Source organism: Acinetobacter sp. Tr-809 (genome assembly GCF_011753255.1).
Taxonomy (GTDB): Bacteria; Pseudomonadota; Gammaproteobacteria; order Pseudomonadales; family Moraxellaceae; genus Acinetobacter.
Window position 1 is genome coordinate 196,711 of the sequence record NZ_VWVZ01000003.1, and the last position, 20,011, is coordinate 216,721.

Below are 20,011 nucleotides of genomic sequence, written 5' to 3' on the forward strand. Positions count from 1 at the left end.
TAAATCTTTCGATTTAAGCTTTCTCATTTCAAACAATCACATGAATAAAAAATTCTGGCGGTGAGAGAGGGATTCGAACCCTCGATACGCGCAAACGTATACACACTTTCCAGGCGTGCTCCTTCAGCCACTCGGACACCTCACCAAGGTGTGCGATAGTACCCAAAAAAATGCACGCTGCCAAGTTGTAGTCGAACAGATTTGCAGAAAAACTTTTTGGCTAGTGATAATATTGCGCCATATAACGTTCAATTTTGAAGACAACATCATATGCAAAGTACTGCAAAAAAAGCCGCATTGCCCGCGATGACGCTGGCAGCATTAGGGGTGGTATTTGGAGACATTGGAACCAGTCCACTCTATGCAATACGGCAATGCTTTGTCACAGGACATGTTGATATCAGTGAAGGTTCGATTTTAGGTATTCTTTCGCTGATCTTCTGGTGTATGAACCTAACGATTAGTTTTAAGTACGTCTCAATGATCATGCGTGCGGACAACAATGGCGAAGGCGGGATCATGTCACTACTCGCACTCAATTTACGTTCCTCCGTTTTTAGCAATAAAAATAAAATCTTTCTGATTGCATTGGGCTTTATCGGAGCATCACTGTTCTTTGGTGATGGGATTATTACCCCAGCGATTTCAGTACTGTCTGCGATTGAAGGTTTGAGTCTGGTGACGCCTGCTTTAGATCGTTGGCTGGTTCCGATTGCTTTAGGTATCCTCACTGCGCTGTTTATGGTGCAGCGGCATGGTACTGCCACTATGGGGAAATTCTTTGGCCCGATTACACTGTTATGGTTTGCATCTATTGGTCTGATTGGTCTCTGGAGCATTATCCAGACCCCGTATGTATTGATGATGGTCAATCCGTATTGGGCGTTCCATTTTGTTTTTGATCAACCGACAGTTGCCTTTATCACCATGGGTGCAGTGATTCTGACCATGACCGGTGGTGAGGCGTTGTATGCCGATATGGGGCATTTTGGGCGTGTGCCGATTAAACTGGCGTGGTTCTTGGTGGTACTCCCTTGTTTGCTTTTAAACTATGCAGGTCAAGGTGCATTGCTATTACGCGACGCTAAAGCCATTGAAAACCCGTTCTATTTATTAGTACCAGATTGGGCCTTATTCCCAATGATTGGCTTGGCAACAGCCGCAGCTGTGATTGCCTCTCAAGCAGTAATCACAGGCGTATTTTCGATGGCGAACCAAGCCATTCAATTACGCTACTTACCGCGCTTAACCGTGCACCATACTTCGGATGTAGAACAAGGTCAGATCTATCTGCCTTTCATTAACTGGGTATTGTTTATCTCGGTGGTGATCCTGATTTTACTGTTTGAAAGTAGTGCAGAATTGGCCAGTGCTTATGGTGTAGCGGTGACCATGACCATGCTCTGTGGTACGATTTTAATCTCGACTTTAGCCTATGGGGTGTGGCGTTGGCCGTTATGGAAAGTGGCGTTATTTGCGGTACCATTCCTGATTATTGATTTAATTTTTGTCGGTTCAACCTCATTGAAAATCCTCTCAGGTGGTTGGGTGCCGATCTTGATTGGTGTGGTGGTATATACCATTTTGATGACGTGGAAACGTGGTCGCGAAATTGTCTATAACCGTATGGAAACCAATGCCTTGCCAATTGAATTGTTTATCAAAAGTATTGGTATGAGCAAAGAAACTCATTTTGTACCAGGCGAAGCGATTTTCTTAACAGGTACACCGAATATTGTGCCGCATGCGATGTTACACAACATCAAGCACAATAAAGTGCTGCATGAGCGTAATGTGATGGTCACGGTATATACCCAAGATATTCCGTATGTGGCTGAAGCAGATCGCTTAAAAGTTGAAAAACTGGATGAGCATTTTTATCGAATCTATATGTACTACGGATTTAAAGATCAGCCGAATGTACCGAATGCATTAGAGCAAGCTTATAAGGAGCTTGGTTTTGAATTCGATATGATGCAAATGAGTTTCTTCATTTCACGTGATCGTATCGTGCATACCGTGGGTGATGGCATGTCACCATGGCGTGAAAAGCTATTCATCTCGATGCAGCGTAATACCAGCCCTGTCAGTGACTTCTACCAGATTCCAACCAACCGCGTAGTGGAGTTAGGCAGTCAGATCGAAATTTAAGAAAACTGTATAAAAAAGGCACCTGAGCGTGCCTTTTTTATTGTCTGTAGATCAAGTGTACAGATTTGCGACATAAAGTGTCGCTCTAGGCTGAAACTCAATATACACAGGGCTTTTGAGTTGTTAAGCTGCGCGTTCGTATTGATTTTGATGTAGTTATGGCAAAGAGACCAACTCGAAAGAGTAAAACACCATTTGCTTTTTTGAGCCAAAATATTGGAAAGATGGTGTTGGCTTTGGTCGCGACAGGAAGTTTTGCGATCGCATTTGGTAGTGAAAAAATTTCGAAGTTGATGCCATTTCAATCCAGTAATGCTGCTTGTCTAAAACAATTTTATCGTGATGTCCCACCGTTATTAAGCAAAGACAGTCTGAAAAAAGACAGCTATGCCTTGTGCTTTAATGATTTTAATGTGATGTATTCAGGTATATCTAAGACCCCATTGTGGACGGCAGAACATCTGACACCAGAACGCTTAAGCATCAAAATTAAACGGGAAGATAATTTCCACGAAGAAACACGGGTCAAACTTGCACATCGTGCGTTGTTATCTGACTATCGTGGCTCGGGCTATGACCGTGGGCATATGGCACCCAATGGCGATATGAATAATACTGCGGCACAGTATGACAGCTTTTCTTTAGCCAATATGGTTCCGCAAGCACCTAAAAATAATCAGGAAGTTTGGCGTAAGTTAGAAGAAGCGGTACGTTCAGTCGTGACCAAACAGCATAAAGATGCCTATGTACTGACAGGGCCAGTATTTGAAGGTAAACGCCTGAAAACCATTGGTAAGGGCGTGATTGTCCCAACTGCGGTATATAAGGCGGTGTATTTACCCAAGCAAGGAATTATTGGTGCTTACTATGCACCAAATAATAATTCTCAGCAGGTCAAAGTCGTCAGTGTCTGTTATTTGGAAGAGAAACTTGGCATCAACTTGTTCCCTCAATTGACGGAACAACAGAAGCGTAATGTTTATCAATTGCCACTTTCTGCAGTGCAAGTGAAGCCGAATAAAGACATCAGTTATTCGCATTGGGATGGACAGAGTCAGTGTGCGGAAGAAGCTAAAACAGATGCCATCCAAGTGCAGCAACGTGAATTTACTTCACAGCAAACTGAGGTCGCAGAAAGCAAATTCCCACAAATTGATGAAGAGACCAAACAAGCCTTGATCAATCAACTAGTGAATGCATTACTGCAGTATTTCTTACAAATGTTGAGATAATGTAGAACATCTTGCAAAGTCATTCTGCATGGCTCATGTTGTGGAATAGACAACAACAATGAGAGGGAAACGATGTTTAAACCTTTTGAACAGGGTGATGAATCTTCAGCAATTTATGATCTAACTTTGGAAAATCAGGTCGATTGTGTGAGTTTGTATGGCAATTTACAAATTACCAAAGATCAGGCAGGGCTGAAAACGGCAAAGGCATTGCAAAGCTTTATTAATGATGTGGTTGCCGCTTTGGAGAAAGAACAACTTCCTGAACAGATTGACAGAAAGCCTGAGCAGGACATTGAAAATCCATTCTTATAAATAAAAAAAACAGCCGTTGCAGGCTGTTTTTTTATGGGATGTATGCGGCGCTTAGTCTTTCTCGCTACCCACGAATTTGTAGATCACTGCACCAATGATGGCACCGATGATTGGTGCAACCCAGAATAACCAAAGCTGGCTGATTGCTGCTGTCTCAGCAAATAACGCAACTGCAGTACTACGTGCAGGGTTAACAGATGTGTTGGTGACTGGAATACTGATCAAGTGGATCAATGTTAATGCTAAACCAATTGCAATTGGCGCAAAACCAGCAGGTGCACGACGATCAGTTGCTCCCATAATCACAATTAAGAAGAATGCAGTTAAAACAACCTCAATCAAGAATGCTGACGCAACAGAGAAATGGTTTGGAGAGAGTTCACCATAACCATTGGTTGCGAAACCACCTGTACCAGCAAAACCAGCTTGACCTTGTACGATGATGTACAGTACGAATGCTGCAAGCGCACCACCAATCACTTGAGACACAATATAAGGGACTAAATCTTTAGAATCAAAACGTCCACCGACCCATAAACCAACACTGACAGCTGGGTTAAAGTGACCACCAGAAATATGACCGAAAGCGTAAGCACCTGTTAAAACAGTTAAACCAAATGCTAATGCAACACCTAAGAAACCAATGCCAAGTTCTGGGTATGCAGCTGCAAGAACAGCACTACCACAACCACCAAAAACAAGCCAAAAGGTCCCGAGAAATTCTGCTAAATATTTGTTCATTGTTATCACCACATCAGTTATAAAAAATAAAAAAAGCAAACATCCAAAATTTATTATGGATATGTTTAACCCTCGTGAAAAAATTGTGAACTAATTCACATAGGTATATAGGCTCTTATATAAAACGGGCGAAAAAATCGATCAGTTGCGAAACCGTTAGTTCGTCAGTATTTTTATTACGAATTGTAAGTTGTGTTGTTGTTTCGCCACTGTTGCGGGGTTTGCCCCGTCCAAATCTTAAAAGCTCGCTGAAAAGCACTTTGTTCAGAATAACAGAGCAGTAGCGCAATTTCTTGTAAACTCAGATGAGGATCTTTTAAATATTCGGTCGCCAACATAAAACGAACCTGCTGTACCCGCTCCTGAAAGGTGGTGTCTTGTTGTTGTAAATGGCGCTGTAATTGACGCACGGAAAGGCCAAGTTTTTCGGCGATAAAATCGATTTGATATTGGTTTTTTTGTAGGCCTGTCAAAATGGCATGTTGTAGCCGTTGATCCAGTTGAGTCGAATTAGGCAGTTTATCCAGCAAGGCTTGGGCTTGCTGTAACAACAGTTGTTGTAAGGTGTGATCACCTGTTTTGAGTGGCTTAAAAGCTTCGCTGACAGGCAATAATAATTGGGTTTTGGGTTGTTCAAAACGCACTTTACAATGGAAATATTGCTCATAAATGCTGATGTTTTTTGGTGCAGCATTGACGAAATGTACTTCATGTAGATGGATACTATCACCTGACATAAACAGTTTAAGGAACTGCACCATCAAGGCAATCGCGATTTCATCGGTCAACTGAGTCGGATGTGGTTCAGGCGCTTCCCAACGGATTGAGGCGTAGGGAGGATTAAATTCAACCACCAAAGGACTGCCATCATAAATCAGCCGATGAAAATCATGATAGCGTGCCAAAGCTTCACCTAGGTTTTCACAGGATAAAGCCAAATAGGCAATGATACCTAAGTGTTTGGGTTGTACATAGGCTGCGATTTCTAGACCTAAACCACTTTTAGGATGCAGACGATTCAAATCTTCCAACAGATCACGCCAAATCACATAGTCAAAGCGCTCTAGGTTTTGAACTTGTTGTAATTGCTCAGGAATATGTATGTTCTCTGCTTCACAATAGGCTTTTAATAAATGCCCCAAACCACCAAAAACAGAGCCTGTATAGTTCTTGAGTTGAGACATCCTGTCCACTCCTTATCTTGTCGTGTTTTGTCAATATAAATATATCGTATCGTCAATACTTCGCCTACAAAAATTTATATCTTTAATAAAAATAAGGAAACATTTGGAGAAAACCATGATTAAGGGTTTTATCGCAGGATTGGCTGTTGCAAATGCATTTGAATGGTTTGCACATAAATACATTTTGCATGGGGTACATCGTCCGGGACAGCCACGTTATAGCCCTGTGCCGAAAAGTATGGAATCGCACTGGGCGCATCATCGTGAAGTACGTAAACAGCAGTTTTCTGATGATTGCTATGTTGAAGGGGTGGAGCATTGGCGTACCCGTAACGAAATTATGTCTTTGGCTGTGGTGGCAGGCGTTGCCAGTGTAGCGTTTTATCCAATCTCAAAAGGAATGTCTTTGGCAGCACTGTATAGTGCAGGCAACTATTATTATGTGCATCGTCGGGCACACTTAGAGCCTGACTGGGCAAAACGAACCATTCCTTGGCATTATGATCATCATATGAATTCAAACCAAGATGCCAACTGGTGTGTGACTCGTCCATGGTTTGATTATGTGATGGGTACCCGTGTGGTGTCTTCTGCGGATTTAAAAGAGGCCAATCCATTGGGTCTTCCTTTACCTGCAGCTTTATCTAAAGTTTTGACGCAAGCGATTGAATCCGTTTTTCCTGCAAAATGGGTCGAGCAAAAACCAAAATTGGTAACATCGCCTGCAAAGCAAACTGAGGCAGAACCAAAACAAGAATCAGTGGCTTAAACTGGATTGATCTTGAGGGGATATTTGTTTTATTGACAAATCATGACGATAAAAATAGGGGTATGTCGTGAATTGTCAATAAAATTGGTTTTTAATGTCAATATCTTTACTCATTTTCTCGCTAATTTAGCTCAAGCATTTTAAATGCTCAGAATTTGTTCAAAATGATGATATTGTGTTTACCCTCTAGCGTTGTATAACGCAGTTTCCATACCTTGCTCAGCAAGGTATTTTTTTGTCTGTATGTAGCTTTATTTAAATAAAAAACCTCTCACTTGAGAGGTTTTTTTATGGCTCATCTAATTAAAGACGCATCTCAATGCCTTGTGCGGCAAGATATTGTTTTGCTTCTGGAATGGTGTGTTGACCAAAGTGGAAAATAGAAGCAGCCAGTACTGCATCTGCACCGCCTTTTAAGATGCCATCTGCTAAATGTTGTAAGTTTCCTACACCACCCGAAGCGATGGTTGGAATATTGACGCGATCATTGATTTGACGCATCAAAGCAATGTCATAACCTGCTTTGGTGCCATCGGCATCCATACTGGTAATCAGCAGTTCGCCTGCGCCGAAGTCAGCCATTTTCACCGCCCATTCAATCGCATCGATGCCTGTTGGCTTACGACCGCCGTGGGTAAAAATTTCCCACTTGTTCTCGCCCGTTTTTTTGGCATCAATTGCGACCACGATGCATTGCGCACCAAAGCGTTGCGAGGCTTCTTGGACAAATTCAGGGGTAAATACCGCAGCAGAGTTGATACTGACTTTATCGGCACCTGCATTCAACAATAAACGGATATCTTCAACTTTACGGACACCACCACCCACAGTTAAGGGAACAAAAACGCTTTCGGCCATGCGTTCTACGGTACGGTAAGTGGTGTCGCGTCCATGATGGGTAGCAGTAATATCTAAAAAGGTAATTTCATCGGCACCTTGTTCGTTATAACGACGGGCGACTTCAACAGGGTCACCTGCGTCACGAATATCAAGGAATTGAACGCCTTTGACGACTCGACCATTATCAACATCTAAGCAAGGGATAATACGTTTTGCGAGCATAAAATTTTCCAAAAAATCGCCAATAAAGAAAGGGGTGCTACACCTTCATGGAGGGAACAGGTATTCTATCAAACTTCACAGCTATTTTTTGCAGGTTTTCCATGTCGGTTTATACCCCGTTGAGTTTAGAAGAAGTTCAAGCCTTTGCTGAGCCTTATGGTTTAGCGGTGATTGACCTGATTCCAATCCAAGGCGGTATTCAAAACACCAATTATTTTTTGGTGGATCAATCAAAGAAACAATATGTTTTAACGGTTTTTGAAGAATTAGATGCTGAAGGGGCAGGTGAACTGGTGCCTGTACTGGATTGTTTGGGTGAGGCTGGTGTACCTGTGGCGGTGCCTTTAAAGCATAGTGGGCAGGCGATTCATAGTATTGCAGATAAACCTGCACAAATTGCCCCGCGCTTGATGGGTGAGCATCCTGAAGATGCCAGCATTATCCAAATTCAGGCGATTGCACAAGCACAGGCAAAATTGCATTTGGCCTTACAAAGCTTTCCTTTAGAACGTGATTTTAATCGTAATCATCAATATTGGTCAGATGTTGCTGAGCAACTTAAGCCACAAATGAATGCGCAAGATCAGGTTTTATTGGCAGAAGTGTTCCAACAGTTTGCAGCAATCACCCAGCAGCATCCAGACCGCCCTACTGGCTTTATTCATTCAGATTTATTCAGAGATAACACCTTGTTTGAAGGCGATCAACTACAGGGTATTCTTGATTTTTATGAATTGAATCAAGATGAATGGTTATTTGATATTGCGATTAGTATCAATGACTTCTGTACCGCCTATCCACAAGCGCATTTAGATCAAGCTAAGGCCGATGCTTTTCTTGCAGCTTATCAAAGCATTCGTCAGCTGACCGTTGATGAGTTAGCTTGTTTAAATATCTTCTTGGCGATGGCGGCGTGCCGTTTCTGGAGCATGCGCTTACAAGTGGCGCAGAAAAATGCTGAGCAAGGGCGTACAGGCGATGATATTTTGCAAAAAGATCCGCTGGAAATGCGCATGATGTTACAAGACCGTTTACAACGAATCACAGCTTAGGAAACAGACATGCGAGATCAAGGTCGTTTAGTTGAGTGGTTTGATGATAAAGGCTATGGCTTTATCCAACCCAATGACACAGCAAAAGATCGTGTCTTTATTCATATCAAAGACTTTGCTCGCACAGGGCCGCGACCATTGGTCGGTTGTGCCTTGGAATATGTAGTCATTTTGGATGAGCGCGGTCGTTATCGCGCTCAACAGGCGACGTATTTGAAAGCATCGCAGGTGATTGAACATCGTGCTCGTCCGAGTCAGCCTCAACCGTCGAAACGCTGGTCTGCGATGCAGATTGGCATTGTGATTTATATTGTCTTTATGGTGGTCGCAAGCTTTAGTAAATTGTTACCACCGTATACCTTGTTATTTGTCAGCTTGATGAATGTGTTGAGTTATTGGCTCTATGCACAAGATAAAGAAGCGGCACAATTGGGTAATCGACGCATTCCAGAGCAGACTTTACATATCGTAGATTCTTTGGGTGGATGGTGTGCTGGTTGGCTTGCTCAGCAAAAACTGAGACATAAAACACAAAAACAACCATTTCGTAAGATTTATTTCTGTACCATAGTCTTCCATATACTATTGATATGTTGGCTAATTTCTCCACTCAATGTGTTCTATTGATTGAGGGAGTTTGTTTCTGGAGATAAATAAAAATGAATTATTCCGTTGATCAAGATCCAAACCGTACTTTAACCTTGGTGCTGTATGTACTTTATATTATTGCAATTTTTACTGGTGGTTTGTTGGCAATCATTGCCTTGATCATTAACTATGTAAAACGCAGTGATGTACAAGGCTCAATTTTTGAAAGCCACTTTACTTGGCAAATTCGCACCTTCTGGTGGTATTTGGCTTGGAATATTATTGCCTTTATTCCGTTCTCATTCCTGTTCTTTACCGGTGACAACGGCACAGCATTTGCAGGCGTTGCGATTTCTGCAACCACTTTTGCCTTTGCGGTGATTTTTGGTGCATGGATCTGGATTGTCTATCGTGCCATCCGCGGTCTGATTGCCTTAAATGATAATAAACCGATGTATCAAGACTAAGGTCGTCCAGAACTCGCTGGGTTGTGTATAACCTAAGCGAGTTCTATATTGTTGTTGGTTTTCGCTGTTGCATGATAGCGATAGCTTGCCCCTCGATGCTGTTCTGTCAGCAATGGACCTTGTCCAAACAGTTTCTCACGTAAAGTCCCTTCGGTATATTCGGTTGGATACACCCCACGCTGCTGTAGTTCAGGCACCAGATATTGCACCACGTCTTCAAAGCTTTGATGTGCCAAAATATAAGCCAAGTTAAAACCGTCAATATCTGTTTCTTCGACCCATGTTTGTAACTGATCTGCCACGGTTGTCGCTGATCCGACGAGTACTGGGCCATTGCCACCGATGCTAATAAACTTTGCAATCTCTTCAATGGTCCAGATTCGATTCGGATCGGCTTTTACATAAGAGTCGAGCATGGATTGAATCGCATCAGTATGAATATATTCAACTTTGTCCTCTGCATGGAATTGTGAAAAATCGACACCTGACCAGCCTGATGCCAAGGTTAAGCCGCCATGATAACTGGCGTAGCTTTGATATTCTTTGAATTTTGCTTGGGCTTTTGCATCGGTTTCATCCACCACAATCGACAGCATGGTGTAGATCAAAATCGAATGAGGATCTTTGCCTTGTTCAACTAGGTTGGAACGAATGCCTTGTACCAGTTTTTTCACGGCTGCTTTAGTTGGTGCAGAAATAAACACACATTCAGCATTTTGGCTGGCAAACAGTTGTCCACGACTAGATGCACCTGCTTGATAAAGTACAGGGGTGCGTTGTGGAGATGGTTCGCAAATATGAATGCCGGGAACGCTAAAATATTGACCTTGATGATTGATGGGGTGGACTTTGCGATGGTCGGCAAAGATGCCTTTTTCTTTATCACGCAGCACAGCATCTTGCTCCCAAGAACCTTCCCAAAGTTTATAGAGAACTTCTAAATATTCATCAGCGATGTCATAACGCTGATCATGACTGACTTGCGTTTTAAGACCTAAATTCTTTGAGCCACTTTCCAAGTATGAGGTGACGATGTTCCAGCCGATACGACCTTTGGTCAGATGATCCAAGGTACTCATGCGCCGTGCAAAGGGATAAGGATGTTCAAACGAAATCGAAGTCGTCAGACCGAAGCCTAAGTGTTTGGTGACTGCTGCCATAGCAGGTACGATTTGCAAGGGATCATTCACGGGAACTTGTACTGCACCTGTGAGCGCATGTTCTGCTGATTGATGATAAACATCATAAATGCCTAACACATCGGCAATAAAAACCCCATCAAACTTACCACGCTCTAAAATCTTGGCCAAATCGGTCCAATATTCGAGTTCTTTATATTCAGTTGAGCGATCTAATGGATGACGCCACAATCCAGGCGATTGATGCGCAATACAGTTCATTTCAAAGGCATTAAATCTAATTTGCTTGCTCATTGGTCGTTACTAAATTAAAGATTTTTATTGATCTTAATTAAAAACGATTGAATTGATTAATCATAAAAAAATAAATGTTTATCATGAATCTATTTAACGTGATTTTGGGTTTTAGTTTTAATGGCTCTTTTTTATTAAATTCAAAATGTTATTTTGTTTTTACTTGAGCAAATGGTGTTGACGCGCTAGTTCGCCTTTTTGAGTTATTTGTTGTTGATTTTAATTTGTTTTTTAAATCAATCAGTGGTGGTTTGAGTTTATTTTAAATAAAAAGATTAGGTTCTAAGTTTAACTTATAAATATGCAATAAAAATAGTGCTAGTTTATTTTTATAACTGCAAAATGAGTATTTATAATGACCTCAAAAATAGAAATAAAACTGGAAGATGCACAGAGTATTCCTCAAGATTTTTACTTGAATAATGCGCCAGCACATGTGATTGCTTCCGATCAAGAAGCCATTGCTGTGGCGCATCGCGTAGCGGCTGCTTTTGCCAAAGATGCGGCAAAGCGTGACCATGAACGCAAGTTGCCACTGCAGGAAATCCAGCAATATTCCGCCTCTGGTCTGTGGGGGATTAATATTCCGAAACAGTTCGGTGGTGCTGGGGTGAGCTATAAAACTCTTGCTGAGGTGGTGACCATTATTTCCAGTGCAGATTCATCTTTAGGGCAGATTGCACAAAATCATTGGGCCTTTTTAGAACATATCCGTTTGGATGCGTCATTGGAACAGCAGCAGTTCTTCTTCGAGCAAGTGCTGCAAGGCAAGCGTTTAGGCAATGCATTCTCTGAAAAAAACTCGAAAACCGTCGCGGATTTGACCACCAAAATTGAATTTAAAGAGGATTATGCGCTGATTAGTGGTCAGAAATTCTTTGCCACAGGTGCTTTATTGGCACATTGGATTCCGGTGGTTGCGGTCAGTGACGATGGCAAAGTATTTGCAGCACTGGTACCACAACATACGCCTGGTTTGACCATTGTGAATGACTGGAGCAGTTTTGGTCAGCGCACTACGGCTAGTGGTAGCGTGCAGCTGGATCATGTTCGAGTCGATTTAAAATATGTGGTGCCGATTCATCAGGCTTTTGAACGTCCAACAGCTGCAGGTGCAATTTCGCAAATTATTCAGTCCGCTGTCGATGCGGGGATTGCGCGTGGGGCCATTGAGGAAACCATTCGCTATGTGCGTGATTATGCTCGACCTTGGATTGATTCAGGTGTGGAACATGCCAGTGAAGATCCCTATACCATTAGTAATATTGGTGAGCTAAAAATTAAACTGCGTGCCGCAGAGGCAGTTTTAGCTTTGGCAGGCGAGGCGATTGATCGTGCTTTGGCCAATCCAACCGAAGACACCGTAACAGAAGCAACTTTACTCACGGCTGAATCGAAAGTGCTGACTACTGAAATCGCACTCTTGGCAGCCAATAAATTATTTGAGTTGTCTGGTACTCGTTCCACCTTATCCGAGTTGAATCTGGATCGGCACTGGCGCAATGCACGTACGCATACCCTGCATGATCCCGTACGTTGGAAATACAATCTGGTGGGTAATTATTATTTAAATGGTGTGGCACTGCCACGTCATGCGTGGAGCTAAGAGGGTAGTATTATGACCAGTCAAACGAATCAAAATCTCTCCTTGGGTGCACATTATGAGCAGGTGGCGGGCAAGTTCCGTCCGATCTTCAAACGAATTGCGGAAGGCGCTTTAGCACGGGAAAAAAACCGAACATTACCCTATGAACCGATTCAATGGCTAAAACAGGCTGGCTTTGGTGCGGTACGTGTGCCTGTGGCTTTTGGTGGTGAGGGGGTTTCGCAAAAGCAGCTATTTCAGCTATTAATTGAACTTGCTCAGGCAGATTCGAATGTGGTTCAGGCCTTACGCGGGCATTTTGCCTTTGTCGAAGACCGTTTAAATGCACAAAAAACGGAAGCGCAGACACGCTGGTTCGAACGCTTTGTCCGTGGTGAGATTGTGGGGAATGCATGGACAGAAATTGGTAAAGTTGAAATTGGAGATGTAGCGACTCGTGTCACAGCAGCGCAGGATGGAAAACTCCGTATTAATGGTCAGAAGTATTATTCCACAGGCACGATTTTCGCAGACTGGATTGATCTGTTCGCTTTGGATGAGACCACCAATCAGCATGTAATTGCTGCAGTATCCACGCAAGTTGAAGGGATTGATATTGTGGATGATTGGGATGGCTTTGGGCAAACAACCACAGGTAGCGGGACCTTGACCTTAAATGATGTAGAGATTAGTCGAGATCATATTCTGGTGTTTGAAAACCGTTTTAAATATCAAACTGCATTTTATCAGGTGGTTCATCTCGCAACTTTGGCGGGTATTGCACACAGTGCGGTGGAGACCTTTAAGCAGGAAGTGCGTCAACGAACCCGGATTTATAGTCATGGCAATGCCAGTCTGGTGCGTGAAGATGCACAAATCCTGCAAGTCATTGGCAAAGCCTCTGCACAGGCCTATGCGGCTCAAAGTATTGCACTGAGTACTGCGGAAGCTTTAGATGCTGCTTATTTGCAACATTTTCAAAATGATGAACAAGCTGAGTTGGAGGCTAATGAGCGTGCTGAATTAGTATCGGCGCAGGGGCAAGTGGTGATTGCGGAGTTGGTATTGAATTTGAGTACCGAGCTGTTTAATGCTTTGGGTGCATCGGCCAGTAGCACCGACAAGCAGTTGGACCGTTTTTGGCGCAATGCACGTGTGGTCGCCTCACACAACCCATTGGTCTATAAACAGAAAGTGATTGGCGATTGGGAAGTCAATCAAGCGCCTTTGCCGTACGTGTGGCAAATTGGCAATAGTCCTGTTGTTGCGAATCAAAAAGAAATTCCCGCTTAGTCTTTTAAAAGTGCACAATAGATTTTATTGAACTAAAACTGTTGTGCACTTTTATCTATTAATTTTCTGGTCGTCTTTTCTTCGCAAAGAACTTAAATTTTAATTCGCTGACCAAGACTCCAAGTACCACCAATACTCCTCCAAACAAGGCCAGTAATGGTAAACGTTCTCCGGCAATACGACCGATCACACCCGCCCAAACCGGTTCACCTGCATAAATAATCGCAGCACGTGTTGGGTCAACCATGCGTTGTGCCCAGTTCATCACAAATTGAATCAACGCACTGGCTAAGCCGAGCGCTACTGCAATAATCAGCAATCCCCATGAGAAGCTTGGGATGCTGTGTTCACCCACCAAAGGCATACTGGCAAACGATAAGCATGAAGCGACGGCCAGTTGAATCACCGTAACCCGTCTTAGATTCACTTTCCCCGCAAAATAACCAATCAGGATAATTTCGAGCGCAATCACAAAGGCACAAATCAGGGTGAGTACTTGTCCATAACTAAAGTTAATGCTGGAAAAGCCGTTGCCTGTTAACAAGATTAAACCAGTAAAAGCCAGTGCGGTACCGACCCAAGTCATCACTGAGGGCATCTTTTGGAAGATCACCCACATTAAAATGGGCACTAAGGGCACATACAGTGCGGTAAGAAAGGCGGATTCGCTACTCAGAATGCTTTGTAGACCAATGGTTTGAGTGCCATAGCCAATTGCAATCACGATCCCGATGGCTGTACCTGCCAAGCCCTCTTTTAGGGTTAGGCCACGCATGGATTTGATTGAGATTAAGAAGATCACCAAAGCCGCAACTGCAAAACGACAGCCGACAAAAAACATCGGACTACTAAAATTCAGGGCATATTGCACCGCTAGAAAGGTGCCACCCCAAATCATGGTAATAAAAATAAGCGCGAATTGTGCGGCTTTAGGAGATTGAGACAAAGCGGTCAACGCAGCCATCCTCATGAGTAAAGTGCAATATACTGCACATATTGCATTGCCTATTGGCTTTGTGCAATATATTGCGCAGCTTTTTTATTTTCATTGTAGGAATGCATGAGTCATTCAGAGACGGTATTGCAATATGTGGGACAGAATATCCGTCTGTTTCGTACCGAACGTCAGCTCAGCCAGCAAGATTTGGCAGATCGAGCAGGCGTCAGTCGTCGTACCATTGCTGCTTTGGAAACAGGACAGGTCAATATTAGTCTGGCCAAGCTTGATGCGATTGCCACTGCATTGGCTGTTGATTTTAAAAAACTGGTTAGCCCATCTGAGCTGAGTGAGTCGGCTATCGTCAATACCTTGGCGTGGCAGGGTCAACAGGCTGAAAGTCATGCCACGCTGTTGGCTGCAGTGCCAACCCAGACACAAGTCGAATTATGGACATGGTCTTTGGCTGTGGGTGAGGTCTATCAAGCAGAGCCAGATCAAAAAGGCTGGCAAGAGTTGATTTATGTGCTGGAGGGGGTATTGACGATTTCGTTTGAACAGGAAAATCGAGTGATTCAGGCAGGCGAGTCGATGTTATTTGAGAGTTCTGTCAATTATCGCTATCTCAATCAGGGTAATCGTAGCGTTCGTTTTGTCCGAAACGTAATTTATTAATTTTAAAAAGGTGCTTAAGTTTGATTGCTTAAGCACTTTTAGAGTTTGTGGCTATTTATGCAAACTTAGCTTGAGCTTTGATGCGTACCATATTTATCAATCATGATCGAGCTGGCTTCATTCAAACCTCGCACAATAATGTGTACACCTTTGCGCTGGAATTTTTGCACCACACTGTCGATCATGGCCACTGAAGTGACATCCCAAATATGTGAATGGGTCAAATCAATAATGACTTCTTTTACATCCTCGTTGAAATCAAAACCTTGCATAAATTTTTCTGAAGAACTAAAGAAAATTTGACCTTTCAGATCATAAACACGCGCCTGATTTTCAAAATATCGCTCAACTCGAATATCTTGCTCTAATTTATTGGCAAGGAATAAAGCAGACAGTAACACGCCTGTAAGCACGCCCAAGGCTAAATTATGGGTTGCAACCACCACAGCCACTGTTGCAAGCATCACGATATTGCTGCTGATTGGATTTTTGCTAAAACTACTGATGGATTTCCATTCAAAGGTGCTGATCGAGACCATGATCATCACGGCAACTAGGGCAGCCATCGGAATCACCTTTAACCAATCGCTGATAAATACCACTAAGATTAAGAGAAAGATTCCTGCCGAGAAGGTCGATAATCGAGTCAAACCACCTGATTTTACATTAATCATCGATTGCCCAATCATGGCACAGCCTGCCATGCCGCCCATAAAACCAGAAGCAATATTGGCGATACCTTGACCTTTACATTCTTGAAATTTATCGCTTGGGGTATCGGTCATTTCATCAATAATCGTCGCCGTCATCATCGACTCAAGTAAACCGACTGCTGCTAAAGCAACAGCATAGGGAAAGATGATTTTTAAGGTTTCAAAGTTAAGGGGAATATCTGGTATCAAGAACACAGGAAGGGTATCGGGTAATGAACCCATATCTCCCACTGTACGAATATCAATGCCGAAGTAGATTGCTAACAGCGTGATTGTGATAATACAAACCAAAGGAGAGGGCAATAATTTTCCAATCTTTGGAATCAGTGGAAATAGGTAGATAATGATCAGGCCCAGTAAAACCAGTGCATAGACCTGCCATGTAACATTGACCAGTTCAGGCAGCTGCGCCATAAAGATCAAAATCGCCAGTGCATTGACGAATCCAATCACCACAGATTTGGACACAAAACGCATGAGTTTCGCCAGTTTTAGGTAGCCCGCGATAATTTGCAATACCCCTGTGAGCAAGGTGGCAGCCAGCAGATATTGTAAGCCATGCTCTTTGACCAAACTGGCCATGACCAAGGCCATTGCACCTGTTGCGGCTGAAATCATGGCAGGACGACCACCGACAAAAGCAATCACCACGGCAATACAGAACGAAGCGTATAAACCGACTTTGGGGTCCACCCCTGCAATAATAGAGAAGGCGATGGCTTCTGGGATCAGAGCTAAACCGACAACCAGTCCAGCCAAAATATCCGCACGGATATTGGAGAACCATTGCGCTCGAATATTGGAAAACATAGAAATAGCCTATTTTTTAGGAATTTTTAAAGGCTAGTGATGTGATATACAGACACACAACTACACCACATCACTAGACAGTGATGAGTTAATACATAGGAAATGTAAAACTTAAGGTGGCGTAAGCATCATGTGAGTGGAGAAGGTCTTTATTTGAACTGGTACAAGCATAGCATCCAAGGGGATAAAGCTCTAGCTATTCTTGCAATAACTAGAGCCTGAAACGATTAGAGTGATTGTTGGTCTAACAATAACTGCGCTTCACGAAGACTTAACGTCCCTTCATAGATTGCCCGGCCTGTAATCGCACCTAAAATCCCTTTTTTGTCTTTTAGATTGCGTACATCATCTAGATTGGTCACACCACCAGAAGCAATCACAGGCAGACCTGAATAGTTAGCCAAGTTCACAGTTTGTTCAACGTTCACACCTTGCATCATGCCATCACGTGCAATATCGGTATATACGATGCTAGATACACCTGCATCGGCAAAACGTTTAGCAAGGTCCGTCGCTTTTACATCAGTCACATTGGCCCAACCATCGGTTGCCACCATGCCATTGATGGCATCAATACCGACAATAATATGACCCGCGAAGCGTTTACATGCTTCTTCAACAAACTCAGGCTCTTTCACGGCTTTGGTGCCAATAATCACGAAAGAAACGCCAGCTTCCAAATAATGTTCGATGGTTTCAAGTGAACGGATACCACCACCAATCTGAATTGGAAGTTCAGGTTGTGCACGCGCAATCGCTTCAACCACTGGTTTATGAATTGGCGTACCTGCGAAAGCACCATTTAAATCGACTAAATGTAAACGACGTGCGCCTTCATCCACCCAATGTTGTGCAGTTGCCACAGGGTCTTCAGAGAAAACGGTATCGTCTTCCATACGTCCTTGTTTTAAACGGACACATTTACCATCTTTCAGGTCAATTGCTGGGATGATTAGCATGCTTTCGCTCCTTGCGTCATCATAGGGTTTAAATTGGCTACATATTAGCAAAATATTGATCAATCGCTAAGCCTTGACTGCTAAACCTGCCAGTATTCTTCTGATTTGTTGCAATAATTGTGTTGTGAGTAATTGTTGCTGATACAGTTGCTCAAAGCAGAGCAGTGCTGCATAGGCATCTGCCGCGGCATAATTGATTTGTTGCGGACTGAGATTTTTAACGGACCAGTTTGAGGTGCTGACTTTTTTACTTTTGGCAAAATAACGTTGGAATAGGAGAGCGATTGCCATTTGAGTACCAACTTGGCTGCGATAACCAAAACTTGCAAAGCTCTTGGATAGGTCAATCATTGATGCAGGATGGATCTGTTTGCAACGGAAGATATGCGCATCATTCTTTAGTCCAAAACCGACTTTGAGTTGCTGTTCATTTTCAAGGATGGGACGAAGAAAATCCAAAATTTCAGGGCTGACTTGAAATAAATATGCCTTGTTTGGCGTTGCGAGCTGGATCAGGTGAGGCCCTGTCGATTTTTCTCCAACTTTGAAAGTTGGTTTGGATTCAGTATCAAAACCAAAGACTTGAATAGATGCGAGTTCAGCTTGAATTGTCTTACATTGATCAAGCGTTTGGATCACCAAGATTCGATCTGTGCTTAGATTCTGAAATGCAGGCAATGTGCGGATTTGTTCTTTGCTTAAAAGGGGAGTGTGTTGAGGCGTATCCATCTGCATTAAAGGCTCAAAGCGTTTGATTGAGCTTAAAGGGTTTTATTGAAATAAAAAAGCCAAGTCGGAACTTGGCTTAGTAAACATGACGTATTTACTCAGCGTAGGGATGCTGTTGCATTTGAATCTGCTGGCTTTTCTGGATGTAGTTTTGATAAGCAGGAATCGCTGTTGCAGCTATAAATAAAATACTAATTGGGACGAGGATAATATAGATCCATCCTAAAACTTTTTCCCAGCCTTTTGTTATGCGAGGTGAGCCATAATTATTTGAGCTTTCATCCCCTTTTGCACAGCTTAAATAAATAAAAAACAAGAAATTAACCAGTGGTATAAGCATTAATAGTGATAGCCATCCAGTCTGATTTCGATCATGTAGACGGCGGATAGAAAAAATAAAACTGTAATAGAGGACAGCGACATAAATAATGATAAAAAGGCCGCCTAAGAGATATACCAGAATATTTGTAGAGGAATTAGTGAAAGCTGGTATAAAGATCGCAGCAATAATACCGAGGATGAACATAGAAAGCCCGAGCAGCATATTCCATCCTAAATAAGAGAGTCTCCCAAAACGCCCATTTGCACTTAAACCTGAATCATTTGCTTGAAAATCAGATGTCATTTTATCTTCCTATATTGATTGAATTTTTTAAGGATAAATTGTTCGGTTTTTATTCAAAGTGTTTGCATAATAAGCAAAATAGTATTGAAAATAAATAGAAAAGAAAAATTAAAAAATGGGAGCACTTTCTCTCAGGCTTATTTCTGTGGAGACATTGAGGGAAATAATGGATATAGGTTAAGGGAAAACTGTAAGGCTTTTCGTAATAACGATAAATATTAAGACAGCGGTAATGAATATTAAGCCTAACCCGATGTAAGCCATTATTCTTTCCCAAGTTGCGGTAGGTTGCACAGGAGCATAGCGATTGGAGTCATGCTCACCTCTAGCAATCAGCAAATACACCAGTATCAAAATATTCAGATAAGGCATGCCCAACAGCAATACGAACCAACCTGAACGATTACAGTCGTGTAGTCGTCGAATAGAAAAAACAATGCTGCTATAGACCACAAAAAGTGCAAGGGTCACGAATAAAAATAATGCGAAAAGGTCTGGTTGTTTATAAGGCTCAGCTAGTCCAATTCCAAACATTTCATAACTTATATAAATGTTAAGTGGAATAGCAATCAGGAAAATGACGGTTTGCCAAGCCAGATAAGATAATCGGCCAAAACGCCCATACGGATTAAATGGATTTAATTTATCTTTAGAAATTGGCGGTAACATCATTATTCTTCGTTTGAATTAT

General features: G+C 42.5%; 20 protein-coding genes and 1 tRNA gene. 10 read left to right on the top strand and 11 right to left on the bottom strand.

Annotated features, from left to right (window positions below; translation table 11 throughout):
- Nucleotides 1–55 precede the first annotated feature (55 nt).
- Nucleotides 56–145 (bottom strand) — tRNA-Ser (locus tag F3J02_RS08295).
- A 125-nt stretch (nucleotides 146–270) separates the two neighbouring features.
- Here F3J02_RS08295 and F3J02_RS08300 point away from each other — a divergent pair.
- The 3 genes from F3J02_RS08300 to F3J02_RS08310 all read left to right on the top strand — a co-directional run bounded on the left by F3J02_RS08300 (nucleotide 271) and on the right by F3J02_RS08310 (nucleotide 3,698).
- Nucleotides 271–2,151, top strand: a complete 1,881-nt coding sequence (locus F3J02_RS08300; RefSeq protein ID WP_004657295.1) for a potassium transporter Kup — start codon at nucleotides 271–273, stop codon at nucleotides 2,149–2,151.
- Between the two features lie 158 nt (nucleotides 2,152–2,309).
- Nucleotides 2,310–3,383: a DNA/RNA non-specific endonuclease gene (locus F3J02_RS08305; RefSeq protein WP_167248552.1), complete on the top strand. Its 1,074-nt coding sequence runs from the start codon at nucleotides 2,310–2,312 to the stop codon at nucleotides 3,381–3,383.
- A 72-nt stretch (nucleotides 3,384–3,455) separates the two neighbouring features.
- Nucleotides 3,456–3,698: a hypothetical protein gene (locus F3J02_RS08310; RefSeq protein ID WP_005185690.1), complete on the top strand. Its 243-nt coding sequence runs from the start codon at nucleotides 3,456–3,458 to the stop codon at nucleotides 3,696–3,698.
- 51 nt (nucleotides 3,699–3,749) lie between these two features.
- On the opposite strand, the gene aqpZ is transcribed toward F3J02_RS08310, so the two are convergent.
- Both aqpZ and F3J02_RS08320 read right to left on the bottom strand, forming a co-directional pair.
- Complete coding sequence (aqpZ, locus tag F3J02_RS08315) at nucleotides 3,750–4,439, bottom strand: aquaporin Z (protein ID WP_016162355.1); 690 nt, start codon at nucleotides 4,437–4,439, stop codon at nucleotides 3,750–3,752.
- 176 nt (nucleotides 4,440–4,615) lie between these two features.
- Complete coding sequence (locus F3J02_RS08320; protein WP_167248553.1) at nucleotides 4,616–5,623, bottom strand: AraC family transcriptional regulator; 1,008 nt, start codon at nucleotides 5,621–5,623, stop codon at nucleotides 4,616–4,618.
- A gap of 115 nt (nucleotides 5,624–5,738) precedes the next feature.
- On the opposite strand from F3J02_RS08320, the gene F3J02_RS08325 reads away from it, so the two are divergent.
- Nucleotides 5,739–6,392 (top strand): sterol desaturase family protein, encoded by a 654-nt coding sequence (locus F3J02_RS08325; RefSeq protein ID WP_167248554.1) that lies wholly within the window; start codon nucleotides 5,739–5,741, stop codon nucleotides 6,390–6,392.
- A 303-nt stretch (nucleotides 6,393–6,695) separates the two neighbouring features.
- On the opposite strand, the gene hisF is transcribed toward F3J02_RS08325, so the two are convergent.
- Nucleotides 6,696–7,454 carry an imidazole glycerol phosphate synthase subunit HisF gene (gene hisF, locus F3J02_RS08330; RefSeq protein ID WP_004657307.1) on the bottom strand — a complete coding sequence of 253 codons (759 nt, stop codon included), beginning with the start codon at nucleotides 7,452–7,454 and terminating at the stop codon, nucleotides 6,696–6,698.
- Between the two features lie 101 nt (nucleotides 7,455–7,555).
- Between hisF and F3J02_RS08335 the strand changes: the two genes are divergently transcribed.
- Genes F3J02_RS08335 through F3J02_RS08345 form a run of 3 tightly spaced genes read left to right on the top strand, consistent with a single transcriptional unit; the run spans nucleotide 7,556 to nucleotide 9,561 of the window.
- Nucleotides 7,556–8,506, top strand: coding sequence for a homoserine kinase (locus F3J02_RS08335; RefSeq protein ID WP_167248555.1), 951 nt, complete (start codon nucleotides 7,556–7,558; stop codon nucleotides 8,504–8,506).
- Between the two features lie 9 nt (nucleotides 8,507–8,515).
- Nucleotides 8,516–9,133, top strand: a complete 618-nt coding sequence (locus F3J02_RS08340) for a DUF1294 domain-containing protein (RefSeq protein ID WP_167248556.1) — start codon at nucleotides 8,516–8,518, stop codon at nucleotides 9,131–9,133.
- Between the two features lie 32 nt (nucleotides 9,134–9,165).
- Nucleotides 9,166–9,561 carry a DUF4870 family protein gene (locus F3J02_RS08345; protein ID WP_167248557.1) on the top strand — a complete coding sequence of 132 codons (396 nt, stop codon included), beginning with the start codon at nucleotides 9,166–9,168 and terminating at the stop codon, nucleotides 9,559–9,561.
- A 32-nt stretch (nucleotides 9,562–9,593) separates the two neighbouring features.
- Here the strand turns inward: F3J02_RS08345 and F3J02_RS08350 are convergent, their stop codons facing one another.
- The gene (locus F3J02_RS08350) at nucleotides 9,594–10,994 is read right to left on the bottom strand and encodes an LLM class flavin-dependent oxidoreductase (RefSeq protein WP_167248558.1); all 1,401 of its coding nucleotides are present in this window, start codon (nucleotides 10,992–10,994) and stop codon (nucleotides 9,594–9,596) included.
- Nucleotides 10,995–11,349: 355 nt separating this feature from the next.
- On the opposite strand from F3J02_RS08350, the gene F3J02_RS08355 reads away from it, so the two are divergent.
- Complete coding sequence (locus tag F3J02_RS08355; RefSeq protein ID WP_167248559.1) at nucleotides 11,350–12,600, top strand: SfnB family sulfur acquisition oxidoreductase; 1,251 nt, start codon at nucleotides 11,350–11,352, stop codon at nucleotides 12,598–12,600.
- A 12-nt stretch (nucleotides 12,601–12,612) separates the two neighbouring features.
- A complete protein-coding gene (locus tag F3J02_RS08360) occupies nucleotides 12,613–13,872 on the top strand; it encodes an acyl-CoA dehydrogenase family protein (RefSeq protein ID WP_167248560.1) in 1,260 nt (419 codons plus the stop codon).
- Nucleotides 13,873–13,930: 58 nt separating this feature from the next.
- On the opposite strand, the gene F3J02_RS08365 is transcribed toward F3J02_RS08360, so the two are convergent.
- On the bottom strand, nucleotides 13,931–14,836 hold the full coding sequence (locus tag F3J02_RS08365) for a DMT family transporter (protein ID WP_416224642.1): 906 nt from the start codon (nucleotides 14,834–14,836) through the stop codon (nucleotides 13,931–13,933).
- Nucleotides 14,837–14,932: 96 nt separating this feature from the next.
- Here F3J02_RS08365 and F3J02_RS08370 point away from each other — a divergent pair, with 96 nt between their 5' ends.
- Nucleotides 14,933–15,484, top strand: a complete 552-nt coding sequence (locus tag F3J02_RS08370; protein WP_167248562.1) for a helix-turn-helix domain-containing protein — start codon at nucleotides 14,933–14,935, stop codon at nucleotides 15,482–15,484.
- A 65-nt stretch (nucleotides 15,485–15,549) separates the two neighbouring features.
- Here the strand turns inward: F3J02_RS08370 and F3J02_RS08375 are convergent, their stop codons facing one another.
- The 5 genes from F3J02_RS08375 to F3J02_RS08395 form a co-directional block, all read right to left on the bottom strand.
- A complete protein-coding gene (locus F3J02_RS08375; RefSeq protein WP_167248563.1) occupies nucleotides 15,550–17,007 on the bottom strand; it encodes a SulP family inorganic anion transporter in 1,458 nt (485 codons plus the stop codon).
- A 227-nt stretch (nucleotides 17,008–17,234) separates the two neighbouring features.
- Nucleotides 17,235–17,966, bottom strand: coding sequence for a 1-(5-phosphoribosyl)-5-[(5-phosphoribosylamino)methylideneamino]imidazole-4-carboxamide isomerase (hisA, locus tag F3J02_RS08380; protein WP_004803807.1), 732 nt, complete (start codon nucleotides 17,964–17,966; stop codon nucleotides 17,235–17,237).
- Nucleotides 17,967–18,032: 66 nt separating this feature from the next.
- On the bottom strand, nucleotides 18,033–18,701 hold the full coding sequence (locus tag F3J02_RS08385; protein ID WP_167248564.1) for a 3'-5' exonuclease: 669 nt from the start codon (nucleotides 18,699–18,701) through the stop codon (nucleotides 18,033–18,035).
- A gap of 88 nt (nucleotides 18,702–18,789) precedes the next feature.
- On the bottom strand, nucleotides 18,790–19,320 hold the full coding sequence (locus tag F3J02_RS08390) for a DUF805 domain-containing protein (protein ID WP_167248565.1): 531 nt from the start codon (nucleotides 19,318–19,320) through the stop codon (nucleotides 18,790–18,792).
- Between the two features lie 177 nt (nucleotides 19,321–19,497).
- On the bottom strand, nucleotides 19,498–19,992 hold the full coding sequence (locus F3J02_RS08395; protein ID WP_167248566.1) for a DUF805 domain-containing protein: 495 nt from the start codon (nucleotides 19,990–19,992) through the stop codon (nucleotides 19,498–19,500).
- Nucleotides 19,993–20,011: the final 19 nt, after the last annotated feature.